We start from the raw sequence: 20,071 nt of genomic DNA, 5'->3' as shown, positions 1-20,071 counted from the left end.
GCATCGGCTGTATAAGGCTGCGTACGGGGGGATGTTATGCGCATAGTCAATACGCCAATGCCAAGGTTTCCGATAATCGCTGAGCTGGACGGCGTCAGGGCAATTGCAGTCCTGATCGTTTTCGTCAGCCATCTTGGACCACTTCATAACCTTGTTCCTGGTGGTCTTGGCGTAACAGTATTCTTTTTCCTTAGCGGTTACCTCATCACGTCGCTACTTCGAGTAGAGGCCGGAAATACCGGTAAGATTGACCTGATAGCCTTCTACGTGCGTCGTTCGTTCCGTATATTTCCGCCCCTGTACATAACCTTAGCATTGAGCGGTCTGCTTTTGTCGCTCGGGTTACTGACGGTCCAACGCCTGGATATTGGCAGCGTGCTGTCGCAAATCGGGTTTCTATCGAACTATGAGCGCCTCTGGGGGCCGCATGCCGGCCTCCCAGGTCCTCCACTCTGGTCGTTAGCAGTCGAAGAACACTTCTACCTAATATTCCCTTTCGTGTTCGGTCTTGCGCTAATGCGCCTGACCTCGCGCACTGCGGCAATCGCCTGTGCGGCTGCGTGCCTCATCCCCTTGTTGGCTCGCATTGGGCATTTGGCGGTCGGGCACGACATCACACTGAACTACTTTTTCAGCCATACGCGCGCTGACTCGATACTAGCCGGCTGCGCACTGGCATTATTTAAGAACCCTGCCCTCGACGTAAATGGCTGGCGACCCTCCATCTGGCAGTTTGGCTTGGGCATAGCGCTTATTCTCGGCGCTGCGCTGGTCCGAAATCCTATATTCGCCGAGGTGTTCCGGTACACCGCCCAAGGCGTTGGACTTTATATCGTGTTCGCCTTTATCCTGACGCCAAACCGCATCACGTCGCCGCTTTTGCTGATGCCTTGGCTTCGGTGGATTGGTCGGGTTTCCTACAGCGTATACCTGTTTCAGATCATCGCTATCAAACTTGCTGAAAGGTTTCTTCCCTAACCACAATTTTATTGGTATAGCGATCGTCGCTGCAGGCTTAACGCTGGCGTATGCTTGGATAATGAATGTTCGAGTAGAGAAGCCGCTATACAAGTTTAGGAAATCCCGCGAAACAACTAACGAAGGCAGTTTGGTGACGGCCGAGTTAGCCGGTGATCATCCGCTTCGCTAGGTGTTTAGTCCCGGCATCTGGTGGATCGGATTGACGATGAACCTATCCGGCTCTGACGTCCAGATTTTGGCGATGTATTCGTAGGGTGTGAGTCCGCTGAGCGTCTTGAGCCGGCGGGCAAAGTTATAGGCAGCCATGAAGTCAGCGAGGTGCGTCCGTAGCTGGTCATGGCTCTCGTAGTGGAAGCGTTTGACGGTCGCCTCCTTGATGGTGCGGTTCATCCGCTCGACCTGACCATTGGTCCAAGGGTGGTTCGGCTTGGTGAGCCGGTGCTCGATGTCGTTCGCTTCGCAGATCATATCGAAGCGCATCTGACGCGACCAGGCGGTGTTACGGTTGCGCGGCTGGTCGGCGAACTGGATGCCATTGTCGGTCAGGATCGTATGGATACGGTAAGGTACAGCTTTCAGCAGGTGTTCCAGGAACTCCCACGCCGTTCGCCGATCAGCCTTGTCGACCAACTGGGTGACGGCGAACTTGCTGGTGCGGTCGATGCCGACGAACAGGTAGAGCTTGCCTTCGGCGGTCTGCACCTCTGCAATATCCACGTGGAAGAAGCCGATCGGGTAGCGCTTGAAGCGCTGTCGCTTCGGCTTGTCCCCCTCGATGTCTGGCAGACGGGATATGCCATGACGCTGGAGGCAGCGGTGCAGCGCTGAGCGCGTCAGCTGCGGGATCGAGGGCTGCAACGCGTAGAGGCAATCGTCGAGCGGCAGTAATGTGTGACGCCGGAACGCGACGACGGCCGCCTCCTCAGCTTGGGTCAGGGTCGTTGAATGAGGGGCCTTCGGCCCGGTCTTTTGATCCTCGACCGTCGCCCGCTTACGCCACTTCGCTACCGTCTTAGGGTTGATCCCAAGCTCTCGGCTCAGCGCCGAGAGCGAAGCTTCCGATCGCTGTATTGCTGCTCTGACGGCGTGCGTGGTCGTGGCGCTCCCGTGACGTACCTGTCCCATACGGCTTCCTTCCATTCTAACGAAAGGATCGCACCATCAAACCGTGGGATCAAACACCTCAGACCCCGACTCATAATTCGAGTTTAGCGATACGGCGGGTCATTCGTCTTATGGACGAGACGAGCATCCAGGCTTCGGACGATGCGATGGAGGCTTCCCAATCCTTGGCGAGACGCCGGCATCGACTGAGCCACGCCAGGGTGCGTTCCACGCCCCGGCGCCGGGGCAGAACGACAAAGCCCGTCAGGTCGGATCGTCTGATGATTTCGATAGTCAGCCGATCAATGTGCGCGACCGCTGTTTCAAGCTTCTGGCCGGCATAGCCGCCATCGGCATACAGTCTGGTGAGCGTGGGATACGCGTCGCAGGATCGCTCAATCAGGTCGGGCGCCCCGTCGCGGTCCTGAACATCGGCCCCGTGCACCACGCCTTCGAGCATGTTGCCAAGCGTGTCGGTCACGATGTGGCGCTTGCGCCCCTTTAACTTCTTGCCGGCGTCGTATCCGCGAGGCCCACCCGCCTCGGTGGTCTTCACTGACTGGCTATCGATGATGCCTACGGTCGGCGCCGGCGTGCAACCCTCCGAAACTCGCGCCCACGCTACCAGCACCGCGTTGATGACATCGAGCAGGCCGCTGTCGCGCATGCGGTAGAAATGATACTGCACCGTCGTGAAGGGCGGGAAGTCCTTGGGCAGTTGCGCCCATTGGCACCCTGTCGTGGCGATATACTGGATCGCGTTCCACAGGGTCCGCGCCTTGTGCTTGCGCGGGCGTCCCACCCTGGAGGTTCGCCTCAATAATGGCCGGATAACTGCCCATTCCTCATCGGTGCAGTCGCTTGCATAGCGCAGCCCGCTTCCGTCATGCTCGCGCCGAGCGATTTCAGTCCAGCCCATGTGATCCTCGTGGTCTTCGCAACCCCCCGGTGAATCACAAGCTACTCAAATCGCTCAACTCAATTTTCAGTCGGGCTCCAAGACCTGTTGGAACGGCCCGTCGACGGACGGACAAGGGCGCCAGCGCGACGGTGACGGGGCGGATCTTCCGCAATAAAGCGATCTGTCAGGTTCGTGCTTTGACTCCAAGAACCCTGCCGCGTTCACGCTTTCAGTACGATTACGCCGCGTTTGTTGGGGTATCGCCTGTCCCAAAGCGGGGTACACCTTCGGTTGAAACCCGAAGAAAAGCGCCATTGCGGCGGAGGGAGTCTCCGCCGCAACGATGCAAAACACCTCAATTTTGGGAAGTGAGCCCGGTCAGTATTAACTTGCCGTGGTCCCATTCCAGTCTTGATCGGACAACAGGCGACTGGTTTCCTACGGCGCTGGCTTTGAGTCCGTTCTCCGTGCTTGCTGCTGTTGAAAATTTCGTAGGAAGCTGAACACAGTATTCGCCAACTAATCGGTAAAGAGTAGTCCGGCCAATACCTAATTGGGCCGCGGCAGCTTTTATATTATACCGGCTGTTTTCGAGTGCAATGATCAGCGCATTGCGCTTTGCGTTGGCGAGCGTGCCAGCGCGCCTCCACGATTGGTTCACATTATGTTTTGCTGAAGGATCACGCGATCCGTTTTGACCACCTTCACCCAACGTAGCGTAGATACCCGCCTTATCTAGATGAGCACAGCGGCGGTCGATATTGGTAGACAAAGCTGCGGCACCAAGTTCCGCAACTGTAAGCAGCTCATAGTATGCCGTTGGCTGTATATCACCCATATCGATTTATCCCCACTATGGCGACATAAGAGGTGAATGTATTAAGTAGATGGACCGCACAATTGCCTGACGCCGGACGGTTCACATCGAGTCGCCGTAAATACAAGTCAACTTTTAAGCCGAGTTTGCTCGGTATGCACTCAGTTTGGACACAATATCTTGAATTGTAAGAAATAAACTTTGGATGCTCATACTCGTCGCAAATAGGGTGAGAATTTTGCTCCGTCACCTGCTTAATGCTCTGCGTAGCGATAATTCATAGCTCGCCTTCCGAAGCCCGTCGAAAACGTCATCAGGACTTTGTAAGAAATTGCTTACCACTACCGCGGTAAGAAACACGCTCAAAGGCGGATCAACTCTGCTCTGGACCCAGGAAAGCCTAGAGCGGCGAAGGGGTTCTGCCCCTCCGTGACGTCAATACGGTCACCCTTCCCGCAGAGAAGAGTGACCGTATCGTCCAGCCAAGTCTTACGACCGTTATTGCCCTATTGGCTGAAAGCCAACATTGAGCGCGATCGCACGACTTGAGTCACTGAACCAAGCGTTTCGGCGGATGGCTTCTTTGCGCATCTTAGCCATGAGATCGACGGACTCGGCGTATGACTCCGCGAACAAAATGTTAGCCTCATATTGCTGATCAGATTTCAGATTGAGCGGCATTGGATGAAGAGTTCTTATTTGACTCACTGCTCGCGTAGCGGCGACGTCGAGCGATCGTTCACCCGACTTACGGTAAACCACGACATCAGTTGGAGCGCCAGTATCGCTACAGTGAAACCTTACCGACACTATTCCCGAAACCGATCTGCCAGAACCCATACGCGAGGGATAATGCAGGCCGTCCTCAATTTTTGCAGTGATGTTCTTGGACCATGCCGCAAGAGTAAGGGGGCTTCGCCACGACGGTAATATCCCGATCCCGTGCGTCTGCAGAAACGCCAATCAAGAGAAACGCTGTAAATGTAGCTAAATTTAGGATTTTTAACATCATGACCTCCTTTTGCAGGACGATCGGCCAAGTGTATTCCGCGCAGAATCTGCGGTTTTCGGCAGTAAGCATCATGGTCGAAGGAGAAACTGAAAGCTCTGCGGGGCTTCAATTTCTACAACTCGACTCTGCCTCAATGTGAAAAGAGTCAATAAGCCAAGTTAAGAAAATTTACGATTGTAAGTTTGTACCTAAATAAACGTTTTTTGGAAGGTACGACGCTAGGGTCAGTATCCATTGATGTTGAAGGCGCGATCTGATTCAGGCTCCGTGAGGAAACTGAGGATGAGCAATCTGTACTGGCTGACGAAGGAGCAGATGGCGCGCCTGCGGCCATATTTCCCAAAGAGCCATGGCAAGCCGCGAGTTGACGGCCGGCGGGTGTTGAGCGGCATCGTTTTCGTAAACCGCAATGGGCTGCGCTGGCGTGGTGCGCCCAGCGACTACGGCCCGCACAAGCCTGTCCTGAGCCTGCCGAAGGGACGCTTTACAATCGCTGGAAACGGTGGGGTGAGATGGGTGTGTTCCTCCGCATGATGGAGGGCTTGGCTGCCGCTGATGCCGACCCAAAGACCGTCATGATCGACGCGACGTATCTAAAGGCACGCCGCATGGCATCGAGCCTGCGGGTAAAAAGGGGATCTCGGGCGCCTGATTGGTCGCACCAAAGGCGGCATGAATACGAAGCTCCACGCCGTGACCGACGCAAACGGCCGTCCGCTCAGCTTCTCTATGGCCGCCGGACAGGTCAGCGACTACACCGGTGCGGCCGCATTGCTCGATGATCCGCCCAAGGCGCAATGGCTGCTCGGCGACCGCGGTTACGACGCCGATTGGTTCAGGGATGCTTTGCAGGTTAAGGGCATCCAGCCATGCATCCCAGGTCGGAGGTCTGGGCTTGAGCCCATCAAATACGACAAACGCCGCTACAGGCGCCGTAGCCGTATCGAGATCATGTTCGGACGGCTGAAGGACTGACGCCGCGTTGCGACCCGCTACGATAGGTGTCCGGCGGTCTTCTTGTCCGGCATCGCCCTCGCTGCCACCGTCATCTTCTTGCTTTGATCAAGGAGTCCTGACCCTAGCGGGGCGTAGCTTGGATTACAAACTGTGTTGTCCATCTGTCTGAAATGGATCATTCTTTTGAGCGGTAGGGTATCTCTGCTGGAGACGGCGCAGGTTACCCAGATGGCGGTCGCAGCAGCGCATTTTTCCGGCCCCACCATGGCTGCCTAGGGAGTACAGTTCCGCACTGGTGTGCAATTTTCCATGGGTTACTGAAGTCAAATGGTACCGATGAACCATCCCTCGGTTGGTGATTTTGAGCCGACCTTCGACCTCAATGACGGCCTTCACTTTTGTAAGCTCCTCAACAATGTCTGTTGCGGTTGAACAACTTGCCCAGCAGACGCCGTTAAATTCTGCGGCGAGCAAATAATCTTTTGCTCGTTGGGAAAGCTTGCCAGCTTCAACGGCTATCAGTGTAGGTAGCCTAGACAAAGTCTGTTCCCCGAGCCAACCGATTGGAAGTGCGTGAACGTTTTATGCGCCTAGTTTTTTCTAATAAGAAATGATCATTGAGGCGCAGTGGCGTGACACATCGGATTGTAAAGAAGTTTCGCCTTTGCAGATCGGGGTCTTTGACCGCCTCCAAAACTGGTAATTTTCAGAAATTCGTTTCAGGACTACGACGATGACGGCGCGGTGTGCGGTATCGCGTATACAGAGTAGGGGTATCGATACCGCTCTACCCTGCGGAAAGCCGCGGGGCGCGGCGGAGGATGTTTCCACCGCGACCGCCTCAGCTTAGACGCAATGTCCGCCGGCAGGGCTGTTGCGCTTTGCCGGTTAAGAAGCCGTAGATCCAAGCGCCTCTGAGGTTCGGGGCCAACTGGTCATCGTAAGGGCATTGCGCCACGCTGCCGTCAGCCGTCCGACTGGCATTCAGTCCGTCCTCAAAGCTGCGCTCCATCATCCGATCGATGCCCTTTGAGGTGAAGCGCACCCCGATTGTTCGTTCGCTGCTCATGATGGGCAAACCGATAAAGCAACCAACCTTAACAATTGTAAACCTGCATCATCGGAGGCCTAAAATGCTGACGAACGCTGCGGTGAAAGCCGTGCGGCCGCGTACAAGCTGTTCGACCAGGGCGGCCTGCACCTCTACGTGGCACCGACTGGCCGGAAGTCTTTCCGGATCAAGTTCCGCTTCGGCGGGAAGGAACTGCTGCTGACCATCGGCGCTGTTCCCGAAGTGTCGCTCGATGCTGCCCGGGCCCGGTGCGACCAGGTGCGCGTGCAGCTCGGCCGCGGCGAGGATCCTCGGACTTGTGAAATTGTACAAACCGGAAAGGCATGTCCTTTCGAGAACGTCGCGCGCCAGTGGCACGCGCACAGTGAATCGCCGTCCTCACCAACCGGTTCGATGAGTGAGACCCAGCTCAATATGAAGCTGCCGTCGTTGTGCCCCACGACGCTGACCTCGAAACCAGCATCCGACGGCGACGTGTTCACAGTGAACTCCGAACCTGCCAATATAGTCATCGCCGTCCCCCTGCGATCACAGGTCCGCGCCTATTTAAATATTAACTGGACGTATCGTGGTTAATTGTGCACTCGTATTGCGTAATTTTACAATCCGTTGCGTTGATAGCACTTTGCGTTGGGAGATGGCCGGCGTTAGGTGGAAGACAACGTATCGTGAGATGGATGTCGCGGCCCATCCAAGCTTGGCGCTCCGATGGTAGATTAATCGAAAATGACCGGTATGTTGCTCCTGATTAACAACGACAGGCGTATTGACGTTCTGTGATGGACCGGCGCCCGAGCCCGGCCGCTCGGTCATACTTCCTCGCTCTCTGTTTTGCTTGCGCCGCACCTCAGAGAGCGAGGACCTTTCTACTGCGCCACCTCTTAACGGAAGGCATCCAGAAGGCGGGCACCGTTCCTCGGTTTGATTAAGCGGGGCCACCCAGTTTGATACGAGGGTAGATAGGCCGTTTGCCTTGTCATCCGTCAGCAGTCGACCAGCGCTGACAACCCGCGCGTCACGGCTGGTGGCTCATTTCCGTGACGCAATAATGACCTTGCCATCCTTCGCACACGTCGTTCAAGGTCCAGATTGGTATTCGATCCCGCCTGACCTACGATACGTCATACGTTGCCGGTTCGCATAGGCTGTTCGCCGCCTGCTGCTTCACGCGTGCCGTATTTCGCCCGCGCAGCGAGAACCACGCTGGCTCTGATGCTGTCGCCATGTCTATTCCTTCCTATGGTGGGCCGAATTAAAGGCTGAACAGTTCAGGCCATGCTCTGAGCTCTTCAGCAGGTAAGGAGCCGGCCCGCCTTGCGTTTACACGGCGCTTGAGGCGGGCCGTTACCCCTTGAGATGACCCAAACGTGAAGGCACTTAAGAGACGTCGAGCGCGCCGCTAACGCGTTCGGTCGGCCCGCCTTTTGTACCCCGGGGGCGGGCCGTTATACTTGATCTAATCATGCACAATCAGACAGGTCCGTGAGGCGTCGCCCTCACACCGAGCGACGTCCTCTGCTCTCCGTAACGATACCCACAATGTGGGCGGGCAGGGGTTGGGTTTATTGAACCGGATCTTGATGCCCGTCACTTGTCCGTTCGCAAATGCAAGGTTGGTCCCGTCGAACCGCACTCAATCCCACCCGGCCCGCCCTTCCATCCGTTGGGGCGGGCCGTTACCTATGAGCTTGCGTGCGGAGCCAGGAGAACAAAACGGTTGATGCTGGCTCCCGCCCGAGTCATATTGGTGTCTCACGGAACAGGCGGGACGCTTTACTGTCTGTTAGGAAGGCGTCGCTATAGTGGTAATCGGGGCCCTTGCTTCCAGTGTGAGTACCTCAGCGCCCTGCCTGCTTCAGTCACACGGACAAGCGGGGCGCTTATCACCTTATCGGGGCCCTATCGCCGCCGAAGCCTGCCGTGCCGCTCTCGCCATTGTCAGATCATTGTACCAGCAATTCATGGGTCACTGCCCCTTCGGGCCATAGGTCGCGGTGGAAGAACAATTCAGGTTCTTCCATCGGTAACAAACCCACTATCTGTCCAGCAGCAGCCCAGCCCGTACCCTTAAGCAACGCGACCGCAGCGGCATTGTGCGCTCCCGTGGAAATAAAGATACGTCCTGCCAGCACGGTGTTCAGTGCGCCAATCAATCCTTGGGCGATCCCACGGCGCCGGTATCCGTCAGCAACAACGAGCTTATTGACGTAATCCTTACTTATACAGCCTCCGTGCTGCCAAGCCACATAGGCGACAACCATATCACCTATCTCAGCCACCAGCATCCGGCGCTCAACGATCTCAGCGATTCGATCACCGGGAAACGAGTCGAATGTCATGATCCGTGACAGATCATACGGTTCCGCAATCCGAGTGGTAATCATCGCTGCCCCTTGAGTGGATTGACGTGTCACCCCACCACATCAAATATAAGTAAGGCGCCGATTACTCGACTGGCGTTTTACGACCCCTTTAGACGTACCCATCGTAAGACAACGTGGACCGCCAGCGCAAGGAAGCCCGTAATGACATTTCGCACTTTCAAGCTTGCCCCCCGGATGGACGGGAAAGGAACAGCGCGCTGCTGTCCGCATCGTGGTGGACTGGGAGGCATCGGTCGCTGTTGCAAAATTTGGCACGTGTGCGGTAAAAGTCACGGATTGCACTGTGCGGGGTTGCCGTATCGAAACGAACTTAAGCGTTACAGTTGGCACATTCGTTCGGATAGCTATACCGAATTTCACGGATATTCAGGGTTGGGTAGCTTGGAGCAGCCCAGCGGCAATTGGCATCGACTTCGCGCATCCTTTGCCCAGCAAGGTTCTCGAGTATCTAATTGAGCAGAACGATCCGTTTTGAACGCTATAATAGTTAGGTCGCTATAATGAGCTGGCGTATCGCCTGTTCGTGCGATTACCGTTTCGTTTATCTCAACCATTTCGGGGTAGTACAGCGTGGAGACGTAGATATCGAGTATGCGTAAAGAGAGGGGGGCCACGCCCCACCCAAATCCGCCCACCCCGTGTGGGGCGTACAACTTATCCGATCTGAGAATCCTCCACCGACATGAATTATCTGAAGTCCGTCGCGTCCGGCTTTTAAATCATGCCGGTTTCACGAGCCTTTCGACAGTTTCAGCGTCAAGTCGGACGATGCTGATCGAACCACAGACGGCGTCGGCAAAGGGAAGGCTACTTGGGGGACGAATATGATAGCGCGGACCAATCTGCCGAGCGCAACCTTAAGAACCGTGACGGTGCCCGTGACGCCGGTACCGACGAAGCTGAGAACGGCCGCGATACCCGCCCGAAGCTGGCAGGCAAGCTTACATCGATAACAAAACCGGTGAAGTCCACGGCAGCAGATTGAATGCTGGCGGTGGCAGTTCCTGCGAGGCCATCGATCTTAATACGTCGCGGCGCGGCCCGGACGAATGACGAGGACAAACCCATAAAATTGTACGAACTGATAAAACTGATCAAAACCGCGCTATAAACATGGTTTAAGTTATGTTTTGGACGGTTGGTAGGGAGTCCACGATCGATTCTAGATCGGCCGGGTCGCTACCTAGTTGAACGCCCATGCTCCGTCAGCGCGATCGACCGATGAGTCCGAGGCGACCCTGTCTGTGGTAAAAGCTTATTGGTCATAGCCGGAAGCTTACGGTAGCAGCCAATCAAGTGGACGAGATCGCCTTTTTTAACCCGCAAGCTGGATGCCGCGCGGTGCGCCTTCAAATATGGCGCGTCGATTATGTTTGTCCTAGCCTCGGCATCATGGAAGACGGCTTATCGTTCATATCAGGGAAGGCACCCCGCTCGACCCTACTCTTCCTCCGGTAGTACAGCGTACTGTGTGGACCGTAAAGGCTCGGCCTGTTATGCTACCGCACTTCATTGGGTGGCGAAGACGATACCACTTAACGATTGTCCACCATACAGTTGGGATCTGCCGTGGTTCGGGAAAGAGCGGTTGCAGACGCGCCGTCACCTACCCTAAGCCAGTACAGGTTGCTCATCCTAGGTATCATTAAGTCGCCTGAATCAGATCGAGCCTGTCGTGCCAATGGCTCTTGACGTTTGCGTGACCTTTAAGAAGCGCTTGCGAAAATAGACAATTCATTGTATCTACCAAGCGTGGATAAGTTCTGGATCAAAAAGGTACATCAAGAGGCTAAGCCTCTTCGTGGAATTGCCATAAGCTTCGCGTACGTTTTACCTTTTTGGATCTTTATCGGATATCTCGTAATGCGGTTGGTTATCAATTGATAATCACATGTTCATTTCTTGATAAGTAAATCTTAACATTGTAACTCCTGACAGTCTTGGGGACTGGTGCGAATCGCTTCTGGGATTCCCACAACTGCTGGTCTGCGATTTATCTTATAGAGGTATGCGCATCGACCAGATGACTGGGGCTAATAGGTTTCAATCCGCCAGTTGAGCTAGTGCGACGATTGTGTGAATCAATAAAGGCTTAGCTGGTTGAGGGTTCGCAAAGGCCGTCAATCGAACCGGCACGGGGATGCGGTCGCATTGCGAAAGTCGCTAATTAGTTCAGCATCGGGCAGCGGTGGTCATCTGCATGTCGGACACTGGGCGATGGCATCGCGGTCAGGTGTGGGCGAGTGATGCTGACCACCTTTGCGACCGTACTCACCGTCAATCCCGCGGCAAGGAGATCGAGCGCAACAGGAGTCTTTTCAACGTGCGGCTCGGGACGCGGAACCTAAAATGGTGTCACTGACGCCACGTGTTGGCCCATATCAAATTTAAGATGCTCAACTTTTTACGATTGGCTGCCATGCCGTTGCCCATCCACATTCTTAAACGCCTCCGTGGCTTGTGAACCATCGAAGCCAAAGTCCGCTGTAGGATGCTCGACGCGCGCAGGAGGCGCGACAGGACCTGACAAGGTCGATCTCATGCGAGACGCGAGACGCGAGACACGGCACCGGTTGTGGTCGAAGTCTGGCATAGAAGAAATCTTGCCAATACCACGTTGGGTTAGCCGGTATTGTGTTGCTAGATCAGTGCGAGGTATCTGGAGATCAATAACACATCGCCGAACGTGCGTTGCGCAGTATCGTCGCTAGATAGCGGAACTGGCTGCTCGCAGATTAGAAGACGAGTGGTTCGCTAAGGTCATTGGAAAGATCACATCGGATTAAGCATCTGCGATAAGATCGCCTCATGCTGCGAAACTCATCTGTGCAAACCACAAAGCAAGCCTAATAAGCGACATAGTCCGCAGCCTGCCCGCCGTAATCAACAAAAAAACACTCTGGCAACAAAAAGTATAATTGATTGTCATAAATTATAAAGATTAGCAGTTGATTTCTAATCTATAGATTAACTATATCGGAAAAACATAGAAAATAACAGGTACAAGATACATCTATAGGCAGACATTGTAAAGAGTTAATTTCAAATTAAACATAGGGTAAACGAAAGTAGCGCCTACTATATTCCCCTGCGTCCATAAGAGCTTCTATACTTGGTACGCTTATAACTCGACCTAAATGCCCTATCAGGTTATCCGTTTGTAAGGCTTTAAGCATACGATTAACATGAACTGCAGTCATCCCGGTCGCATCGCCGATTTGCTCTTGGGTTAACCGTAACTCGTACCTCCCGTCGGCTGGATGCCGCTGCAAATTTATGCGGTCCAGGTATTCACAAAGAAAGTGCGCCAGTCTCGTTCGAGCACTACGTCGTCCTAAATTGAGCATCCATTCGCGAGCAGTTGAGGCCTCGATAAAAGCGCCTACTAATAGCGAATGGGCTACTGCAGGGCGCTCAGCCGCCAAACTTCTAATTGCCGACGCATCAAAAATGAAACTGAGCACTCCTCTACGGAACGTAGATCGTAATCAGAAAACTCAAGAAAAGCATTCTGAAAATTTAATACGTCGCCAGGACCGTGGAGCGATACGATTTGGCGATCACCTTGGCTCGTCAGTTTCTGCCGGACTGCGAAACCTTGAGTGAGTATCGCGCATCTGGAAACTGATTTACCTTCCCTCCCTAAAAAATCGCGCGGCGCAAAAGATCGTGAAATCATAGGAATTGATAAAATTGCGCGTTGATCATCCAGTGAAAGTTCACCTTGAGCGCTCAGCTGAAAAATCAAGGCTTCATGACTGTTTAGCAAATTAAGACCATCCGACGGAAAGGCTGCGGTTATGCGACAGTGTAGGCTCTAACATACATCAATATGAATCCGCAAACTAACTAATTGTTACTCTCGATTTTGCATCCGGCGACCATACCCTGGGAAACTGCCGAGCCAAGTGAACCGTACGGGAAAGGTGGCATTATACTCTACGTGCTACCGGAATAATAAAATATCGGTAATACTATTCGCTAGACTAAAATATGTGATACAGTTACACTGGTTAACAAGATCAGACCATATTGCGCTCGCGAGCATGAGGCTCGCATGAAGGCGGCGTAGTATGCCGAAAGCTTTCGGTAAGCGAAACAAACTCTACTGGGAGAAACCGAGCTGGTCTGAGATCGCTACGTTGCAGTAGGGAATCGGTGCCTAATCCCGGCTTCTCAAAACGTCCAGTCTTGAGGCTGATCACGCTGCAAATTGGTTGGCATGGCAATATGTACCGCTCCACATGCAAACGGCGTTGTTCGCGCGCAGATGTTTGGGACTGCCAACCAGCGCCGTTGGTTCGACTATCGATGGTTGGAGATCCCGATCAGCGTGAGCGCGAAGGCATCAACCTGGGGAAGGTGTGTCAATTGTACCGCAATGATCGGCTAGCAAAGCGCAGTCGCGAAGACCGCGAGCGCGCTGACGGCGCGAGTGCGCATGGCGATCCCTTAGCAACTAACCGGTGATGGTCGGCCTGACAACGCGCTCGGACTTATTGGCCTGCAGCTAGAGGTTCTATGGGCTGAATGAGCAATGCCCAATGTGTATCGTTGACACCTCGCTATCAAGCCAACTCGTTATCCACGAGCTAACGCCTTATCGCCCCCAGCTTGGGCATTTGAGTCAATGCTAAGACATGGACGGTCTAAAAATCCAGGCAGATCAACTGGTTATGGGAATACCCTGTTTTCCCAATTGGTCGCCAACTGATTAAATAGGGCACATTTTTGCCGGATTCCATGTGCAACATCACTCTGCGTTGGGTTGGCAGTGGTCGTGTAGGCCGATAGTAGAGTTATGATCTACAGGAGATAACATGACGATAAAACCGCTGCGCAAGGCCGTATTTCCGGTCGCTGGACTGGGTACGCGCTTTCTTCCGGCGACCAAGGCCATGCCGAAGGAAATGCTCACTGTCGTCGACAAGCCCCTGATTCAGTACGCCGTCGAGGAAGCGCTTGAGGCGGGGATCGAACAGATCATCTTTGTGACGGGCCGCAACAAGGGCGCGCTGGAGGATCATTTCGACATCTCGTACGAGCTCGAGGATACGATGCGGTCGCGCGGCAAGTCGCTGGATGCGATCAGCAATATCCGGATGAAGCCCGGTTCGCCGGTCTATGTCCGTCAGCAGGAGCCGCTTGGCTTGGGCCACGCGGTCTGGTGTGCCCGTGAAATCGTCGGCGACGAACCTTTCGCCGTCCTGCTCCCCGACGAGCTGATGGTTGGTAAGCCCGGCTTCATGAAGCAGATGGTCGAAGCGTATAATCAGGTCGGCGGTAACGTAATCGGCGCGCTCGAAGTGCCCGATTCGGAAACTGACAAATACGGCATCATCTCGCCAGGCGCGATCGACGGTCGGCTGACCGAAGTGACCGCGCTCATCGAAAAGCCCAAGCGTGGCACTGCGCCGTCGAACCTAATGATCCCGGGGCGCTACATCCTTCAGCCGGAAGTGATGCGGATCCTGGAAACTCAGCAAAAGGGTGCTGGTGGCGAAATCCAGCTGACCGACGCGATGGCGCAGCTGATCGGCAACCAGTCGTTTCACGGCTTCACCTTCGACGGCCAGCGCTATGACTGCGGCGACAAGGCTGGCTACATTCAGGCGAATCTTGCGATTGCGCTGGCGCGTGGTGATATCGGACCGGCAATAAGAGAGTTCGCTACCAGGTTGCTGCACGCCTGACTAATAGCTCAGCACTATGCGCTCTTTCCAGAACTTAAACATAGTCAGCCTCCTTGTCCGAGACAGGCTCGACGATCGTTAGGTGAGGGGGCGGCAAATGCCATTGTTCTAGTTGTTGGGCAAGGCGTGGTTACGACACCTCTATTGATGTGGCGTTACCAAAGTCGCATGCTGGACCCGTCTAAGTCGCAAGGTGTTCCACCTGGCCAAGTGGGTTCCGCCCTTCTCAAAGTGCGAGGCCCGTACACCGGACGTCGCGCCGGGTTACATCGGACTTGGGGTTAAGGAACATTAAGGACGGGGTAAGGCTGGATGGGAATTCAATCTAACGGGACTATAATACTAAAGGCTTAGACCATTATTCAGCTGCCTTAATAAAGCTAAATTTTATTATAGATATGTTCGCTTAGAGTTGAGTATAAAAATCTAGGAGGATTAGGTGCCAGATTTTGCCGCTCAGTGCGAACAGGCGTCAGCCGAGGGGACTGAAGCTGGTAACAAGAAAAGCGGTAGTTTGGACTGTTGTCCATATACCGAGGAGCGCGATCAAGTACTGCGGGCGTTATGGTAAAATGCTTTTGTTACTGACCGTGTCTAAGATATAACGTAAATATACGACGCGTCATAGCGCACTAAGGGTACCTATAGGCAGCCAAGTAGTCGACTTCAGCTTTGCTGCTGTTAGTAATTTATGGTGCTTTAGGGGGGGGCACTATCACTTACGTGATTTTCTCCCTTCACAGATTTATCCAGATGCCGACCTCGTTCCGGAACAGAGATACTAGCAACTTGTTTCTGCGAACTGGAGGGTGTCGCTCGATCTGAAACTGTTGGCCAACACCAATTTTATCTAAATTAAGCCGAGACATACGTACGACTAGGTGAGTCATCGCCTATTTCTTTGAAAATTCCTGCAGTTTAGAAAAGGCGAGCAAGCTACAAGCTCCGTTTCCGTGCATCTCCTAAGAAGACCACGGCTGCCTCGTCTTCCGTCAACGGAAGGCTTATCAGGCGCGCTTTCGGGGATGACGCTGCCCAGCTGCATACCGCGCTCGGGCTATATAGTAATTGCGTTCCTATCGTGCTGATTCTTCATCTTAGCTCGTAGCACGAATATCACGTTAAAGGGGCGCAGCATACCCTATGATTCTAATGCTCTTCGACTTATCATTATCAGGTAAAACGACGCGGAGCGCCAATTCCGTCAGGTTCCGATGTCAGCGTATCCGAGCTAAGGCTTCTTTTTTGTTCGAAATTCGGTAACGCGTCGAACGAGCGTTCCTTGGTAAGCCGCAAGGCCATTTACACCGGCGATCCGATACCTTGCATCCGCCTGCAACATCGCCGTAGCTTCATTGAATACTTTAGATGTCGCCGTGAGCGTCATGATAAAGTCCGGGGCATCTTTCCGCGTGAAAGTTAGCACTGCCTTGCTGCCAGCGATGAGGTACGTGCCTACTGCGTCCACCCTGCCGTTTGACGTTATACGACCGTCTTGCAACGTGAAAAACGAAGTAGCCGCTGGATCCAAGAGCTGCTCCTGTGCAAGGTAGAACCAGTCACTCTGCAACGCCGTTTCGGTTATGATCGCCATCGTGAATCCCTTTGGCGGACGATCTATAAACTAGCGAGTGAAAACGGAAGGCGTAGATTCGAGCAATCGACCAAGCATCTGAATTCAACGATGATGTTGCAGACCTGAACGTGTTCAGGTTCATTTGGAATACTCGCAATTTGCTCGACCAAGCTACTGGTTCCCCTCTAGGGTCTGCATTCCAAAAAGCGTATTGAAGAGCCTGCTATGAGCCGCTGGGTTGCCTCGTTATCGGTTGCGTTGCTAGTTCTAGCGCCGCCGACGGTTGCATCGGCAGCTAGTTTGCTCCGTTATGTTGGGGAGTGCGTCCCCTTCGCGCGCGCAGCGTCTGGCATAGAAATTTATGGCGACGCTTGGACTTGGTGGGAGAAGGCGGACGGTCGGTACCAACGCGGCCATGTCCCGCGTCAAGGTGCGGTAATTGTGTTCCCGAGAATAGCAAAGTTACCATTAGGGCACGTAGCGGTAGTCAGTCGAGTAGTAGAAAAACGAGTATTAATGTTGACCCATGCCAATTGGTCGCGGCAGAATGGAAAACGTGGACACACGGAGCAAGACGTAACGTTGTTCGACGTCTCTGACGAAAATAACTGGAGTAAAGTCAAGGTTTGGTATCGGGACGCCAATGGGCTTGGTGGTGGTATATACCCAGTGGCTGGTTTTATCTATGCGCGAAGGCCAGTCACAGGGCTTAGCGGCCCGCATCCGGACTACGTTGGTGCGCTCATCGACGCATATGTACCACTAGCACGGTGACGCGGATCGTTCCATATCGTTGGTCGGCTTAGTCTATTCAGGAAATATTTGCCGGACGATGGAGTTAACGAGTCCGTCTATACCGCGTCGTAAGCGTTAGCTATTAAACCAAGTAAACTATGGCAACAATACTTTTTTTTTCGCGTCCTAAGCGGCACCACTTTCATAATTCGCAGTATAGTGATGGGCCCACGGCATGAGGCACGCACTGCTCCGGCTTATGACGCAGACTGATTTGCGTCCAACTTTGTCATTTGCGCGTAGGCTCCGCGAATGTCTCCAACACTATGCCTCAGCGTGAGCAGGTTCGTTAATGATTGAAGTTTCTGGCGCGTAAGCAGACAGATCGACGCTGGAAAACTTCGTTAGCAATCTGCTGTTGGCAAAAAGCGTGCTACTCACCTTGATATACGATGAGGGACCGCGACTTCTGGGCGGTGAGAGACCGTTGCTGAGCATGGCCGGCTGAGCGCGGACTATCTATATTGATTATCCTATCAGTGCTCTCAGCGATCGTATTGCGGTTGAGTGCTGCGTCGTTACCGCTACGGTTGACGCGATAACTCTCGCCTAGCCTTAGTAGTAGTATAATGGATATCATTCAGTTCGAGAAAATGTATCCGACCCCATCGCATGCAGCGGAGGCTGAGCGATTTGAGCGGTTACCAGAGGCCGATCGAGCACGCTTCAAATATTTGATGCGCAGTCGAAGGCGCTCGGTAGACGCGTTGGCAAGCGCGACGAAATGGATTGACCAGGATTATCTTCAAGAAACCATAGACATGATTGATCGCATGTTGGGGGCCTTGGAACGCAGCACGAGCATATCCGGTAGGGCAGTCTACGCTGTCTAAACGTGTTCAGAATGTGCCCCCATTGCTGGAGCCGACGTACGACCCTGTTGAACGACGGCGTCACGCTCGTTGGCTGCGTCTGATCTCGTTATCTGCTGCGACCCGTCCCGAACTTACGAACGGCGATGGCTTCAGGCAGGGGGCTGGGCCTTCGCAGGCCAAGCGCACCACCTGTGGTCCGCGGTATTCGTCTGGCGCTGAACCAAGACGAGCACATCGTGCATTGGCGCGGGGCTGGCGATACGTATCGAGGACGTGTTCTTGCTTAATCGGTTGCGAATGTATGAAATGACCGCCTCATAAATTGCCGTGTCTTTCGGTCGGTTGCAAACGATCAGATATGCTAGGAGGGAATGCTCCAAAAATCACCCTTCGGCATCAGAATTATCCGAACTGCCATTCTTACTTATCACCAGTCGTGTTAGCTTGGTATCGCCGTCTGGTCAGTCCCGGGGGTGAGGCGTCGTAACCTCAGGTCATTGCAGCCGGTCGACAACGGATGTCGGCCGGGTGGCCGTCACGCATGTCCAAGGCTCGCCTAAAGGTGGCGGCGCCTTGTGCAATGCAGGGTTACGAACACCCGGCTCCACAGGCCGGGAACCGCCTCCAGACGACAGGAGGAGGTGCGTATGGTCTCAGTTTCTGCAGCCACGATCACAATGATCGTCACAGCTTTGCTAATCACGTCGCCCGGCGATGTGACGTCGGGGCCTGCAATCGCCGACTTCCTGACCATCATCGGCGGGAACACCGCAATGAAGACCAGCGGGTCGATGCCCTCCGATCCGTCTCCGCAGATTCATCCGCTGGTACGCGACGAGAGCGAGATCATCGGCTATCGTTTCTTTGCCGAGAAGCTTACCGCCAACGGCTCCGCCACTGCCGAACGGGTCAGGGGAGTGTTCGCGCGAGAATGCATCGCCAAGGGCGGTCGCATCGAGCCGGAGGACGGCGAGGTAGCTCGCAGCGTGCTGGACCGCAGACTGCCGCCACGGGGCAGTTTCAAGCATTTCTGGTCCGGAGTGTCGGCAGTGTGTGTCCGCAGCCCCTCCGAGGTCATGGGCGGCTTTGTTGCCATCACCTTCGACAATACCGAGCTGGCGACCAGGGGCGATATCGGTGCACGGTTGTTCAGCCGGAACTCGCTCATGCCCACCCGCACCGCCGTCTATGCCTATCGACCGGACCGCATTCGGTCGCCCGCGTCGTTCCAGGCGCAACAGGCCGCCCGGCGTGCCGATAATGTCGCTGAGCAGCGGACTCAAGAAGCGTTCCGCCGCGACCTTGCCGTCGGCACAGAAACCAACTGTGGCACCGTGATCCAGATCCGCGGACCGATGGTCGAGATCGCCGTGCCGCCGGTCCGGCTGACACCCAATGGCCAGTCAACCTTCTGATCGAAGCGCACCGTTCTGTCACTGCCCGGGATAGCCTCCTGCACCTACGGTCTTTGATTCCGCCCAATATCGCGTCGTCCCTATCATTTAAGGAGAAGCTTATGTCGCTGCCTGTACCCCCAACACGCCGGTTAGAATTGACCCTGCCGATCTGCCCTACCCATCCGCCGACCCCACAACTGATTATCGCCTATGGATGATCGGCAGCGACTGGAATGGACCGACGTCAGGTTATCCGATGCGTACGACCTCGGGAGAATGGATGATTCCGGTCATCGTCGATCTACCTTATGCAATGCTCGCCAGCCTTGAAGCGGAAGCGCAATCCCGGAAAATTGGCAACATCGTCCGGGCAGCATTGGTGAAGGCCGGACACGGTACAGCGGATGGCATTATCGGCATCAAATCCGACCGATATACGACTCACGAGGAGCAAAGAGAGCTCATCGCAGCGGCGCAATCGCGTTAGCGCAGGCCGCAATGATTTCGATCGGGATTGCGTCGAGCCAGGGCGTCATTTGAACGAGCCACGAACCAGTGAAACTGCTC

14 protein-coding genes and 1 pseudogene are annotated in these 20,071 nt (G+C 54.4%); 7 read left to right on the top strand and 8 right to left on the bottom strand.

Going from position 1 to position 20,071, the window contains the following annotated elements; all coding sequences use genetic code 11:
- Window positions 1-36 precede the first annotated feature (36 nt).
- Window positions 37-978, top strand: a complete 942-nt coding sequence (locus NHF48_RS22475) for an acyltransferase family protein (protein WP_253072675.1) — start codon at window positions 37-39, stop codon at window positions 976-978.
- Between the two features lie 168 nt (window positions 979-1,146).
- Here NHF48_RS22475 and NHF48_RS22470 read toward each other — a convergent pair whose 3' ends face one another.
- From NHF48_RS22470 to NHF48_RS26285, 4 genes are all read right to left on the bottom strand, one after another.
- Window positions 1,147-2,106, bottom strand: coding sequence for an IS481 family transposase (locus NHF48_RS22470; protein WP_253072674.1), 960 nt, complete (start codon window positions 2,104-2,106; stop codon window positions 1,147-1,149).
- Window positions 2,107-2,176: 70 nt separating this feature from the next.
- On the bottom strand, window positions 2,177-3,004 hold the full coding sequence (locus NHF48_RS22465; protein ID WP_253072673.1) for an IS5 family transposase: 828 nt from the start codon (window positions 3,002-3,004) through the stop codon (window positions 2,177-2,179).
- 337 nt (window positions 3,005-3,341) lie between these two features.
- Entirely contained in the window at window positions 3,342-3,824 is a 483-nt protein-coding gene (locus NHF48_RS22460) for a helix-turn-helix domain-containing protein (protein WP_253072672.1), read from the bottom strand.
- Between the two features lie 477 nt (window positions 3,825-4,301).
- Window positions 4,302-4,766: a TonB family protein gene (locus tag NHF48_RS26285; protein WP_446741229.1), complete on the bottom strand. Its 465-nt coding sequence runs from the start codon at window positions 4,764-4,766 to the stop codon at window positions 4,302-4,304.
- Window positions 4,767-5,097: 331 nt separating this feature from the next.
- On the opposite strand from NHF48_RS26285, the pseudogene NHF48_RS22455 reads away from it, so the two are divergent.
- Window positions 5,098-5,877: pseudogene (locus NHF48_RS22455) on the top strand (IS5 family transposase).
- Window positions 5,878-6,949: 1,072 nt separating this feature from the next.
- The gene (locus NHF48_RS22450; protein ID WP_446741239.1) at window positions 6,950-7,420 is read left to right on the top strand and encodes an Arm DNA-binding domain-containing protein; all 471 of its coding nucleotides are present in this window, start codon (window positions 6,950-6,952) and stop codon (window positions 7,418-7,420) included.
- A gap of 1,367 nt (window positions 7,421-8,787) precedes the next feature.
- Here the strand turns inward: NHF48_RS22450 and NHF48_RS22445 are convergent.
- The 3 genes from NHF48_RS22445 to NHF48_RS22435 form a co-directional block, all read right to left on the bottom strand.
- Window positions 8,788-9,183, bottom strand: coding sequence for a GNAT family N-acetyltransferase (locus tag NHF48_RS22445; protein ID WP_253072670.1), 396 nt, complete (start codon window positions 9,181-9,183; stop codon window positions 8,788-8,790).
- 3,092 nt (window positions 9,184-12,275) lie between these two features.
- Window positions 12,276-12,575 carry a Crp/Fnr family transcriptional regulator gene (locus tag NHF48_RS26280; RefSeq protein WP_446741238.1) on the bottom strand — a complete coding sequence of 100 codons (300 nt, stop codon included), beginning with the start codon at window positions 12,573-12,575 and terminating at the stop codon, window positions 12,276-12,278.
- 53 nt (window positions 12,576-12,628) lie between these two features.
- Window positions 12,629-12,976 carry a cyclic nucleotide-binding domain-containing protein gene (locus NHF48_RS22435; protein WP_253072668.1) on the bottom strand — a complete coding sequence of 116 codons (348 nt, stop codon included), beginning with the start codon at window positions 12,974-12,976 and terminating at the stop codon, window positions 12,629-12,631.
- A 1,072-nt stretch (window positions 12,977-14,048) separates the two neighbouring features.
- On the opposite strand from NHF48_RS22435, the gene galU reads away from it, so the two are divergent.
- Window positions 14,049-14,921: a UTP--glucose-1-phosphate uridylyltransferase GalU gene (galU, locus tag NHF48_RS22430; RefSeq protein ID WP_253072667.1), complete on the top strand. Its 873-nt coding sequence runs from the start codon at window positions 14,049-14,051 to the stop codon at window positions 14,919-14,921.
- Between the two features lie 1,231 nt (window positions 14,922-16,152).
- On the opposite strand, the gene NHF48_RS22425 is transcribed toward galU, so the two are convergent.
- Window positions 16,153-16,515, bottom strand: a complete 363-nt coding sequence (locus tag NHF48_RS22425; RefSeq protein WP_253072666.1) for a hypothetical protein — start codon at window positions 16,513-16,515, stop codon at window positions 16,153-16,155.
- Between the two features lie 207 nt (window positions 16,516-16,722).
- On the opposite strand from NHF48_RS22425, the gene NHF48_RS22420 reads away from it, so the two are divergent.
- The 3 genes from NHF48_RS22420 to NHF48_RS22410 all read left to right on the top strand — a co-directional run bounded on the left by NHF48_RS22420 (window position 16,723) and on the right by NHF48_RS22410 (window position 19,991).
- Complete coding sequence (locus tag NHF48_RS22420; protein ID WP_253072665.1) at window positions 16,723-17,271, top strand: CHAP domain-containing protein; 549 nt, start codon at window positions 16,723-16,725, stop codon at window positions 17,269-17,271.
- A 1,609-nt stretch (window positions 17,272-18,880) separates the two neighbouring features.
- Window positions 18,881-19,522 (top strand): hypothetical protein, encoded by a 642-nt coding sequence (locus tag NHF48_RS22415; protein WP_263817075.1) that lies wholly within the window; start codon window positions 18,881-18,883, stop codon window positions 19,520-19,522.
- 196 nt (window positions 19,523-19,718) lie between these two features.
- Window positions 19,719-19,991 carry a hypothetical protein gene (locus tag NHF48_RS22410; RefSeq protein ID WP_253072663.1) on the top strand — a complete coding sequence of 91 codons (273 nt, stop codon included), beginning with the start codon at window positions 19,719-19,721 and terminating at the stop codon, window positions 19,989-19,991.
- Window positions 19,992-20,071: the final 80 nt, after the last annotated feature.

Source organism: Sphingomonas sp. H160509 (assembly GCF_024124765.2).
In the GTDB taxonomy this organism is placed as follows: Bacteria; Pseudomonadota; Alphaproteobacteria; order Sphingomonadales; family Sphingomonadaceae; genus Sphingomonas.
This window is presented reverse-complemented; position numbering and strand designations above follow the sequence as displayed.

Excerpts from the sequence above, each read along its gene's own strand:
- NHF48_RS22415 (WP_263817075.1), top strand. The coding sequence starts at position 18,881 with ATGAAGACCAGCGGGTCGATGCCCTCCGATCCGTCTCCGCAGATTCAT.
- NHF48_RS22475 (WP_253072675.1), top strand. The coding sequence starts at position 37 with ATGCGCATAGTCAATACGCCAATGCCAAGGTTTCCGATAATCGCTGAG.
- NHF48_RS22445 (WP_253072670.1), bottom strand. The coding sequence starts at position 9,183 with ATGACATTCGACTCGTTTCCCGGTGATCGAATCGCTGAGATCGTTGAG.
- galU (WP_253072667.1), top strand. The coding sequence starts at position 14,049 with ATGACGATAAAACCGCTGCGCAAGGCCGTATTTCCGGTCGCTGGACTG.
- NHF48_RS22470 (WP_253072674.1), bottom strand. The coding sequence starts at position 2,106 with ATGGGACAGGTACGTCACGGGAGCGCCACGACCACGCACGCCGTCAGA.
- NHF48_RS22465 (WP_253072673.1), bottom strand. The coding sequence starts at position 3,004 with ATGGGCTGGACTGAAATCGCTCGGCGCGAGCATGACGGAAGCGGGCTG.
- NHF48_RS22425 (WP_253072666.1), bottom strand. The coding sequence starts at position 16,515 with ATGGCGATCATAACCGAAACGGCGTTGCAGAGTGACTGGTTCTACCTT.
- NHF48_RS22410 (WP_253072663.1), top strand. The coding sequence starts at position 19,719 with ATGATCGGCAGCGACTGGAATGGACCGACGTCAGGTTATCCGATGCGT.
- NHF48_RS22460 (WP_253072672.1), bottom strand. The coding sequence starts at position 3,824 with ATGGGTGATATACAGCCAACGGCATACTATGAGCTGCTTACAGTTGCG.
- NHF48_RS22420 (WP_253072665.1), top strand. The coding sequence starts at position 16,723 with ATGAGCCGCTGGGTTGCCTCGTTATCGGTTGCGTTGCTAGTTCTAGCG.
- NHF48_RS26280 (WP_446741238.1), bottom strand. The coding sequence starts at position 12,575 with ATGCTCAATTTAGGACGACGTAGTGCTCGAACGAGACTGGCGCACTTT.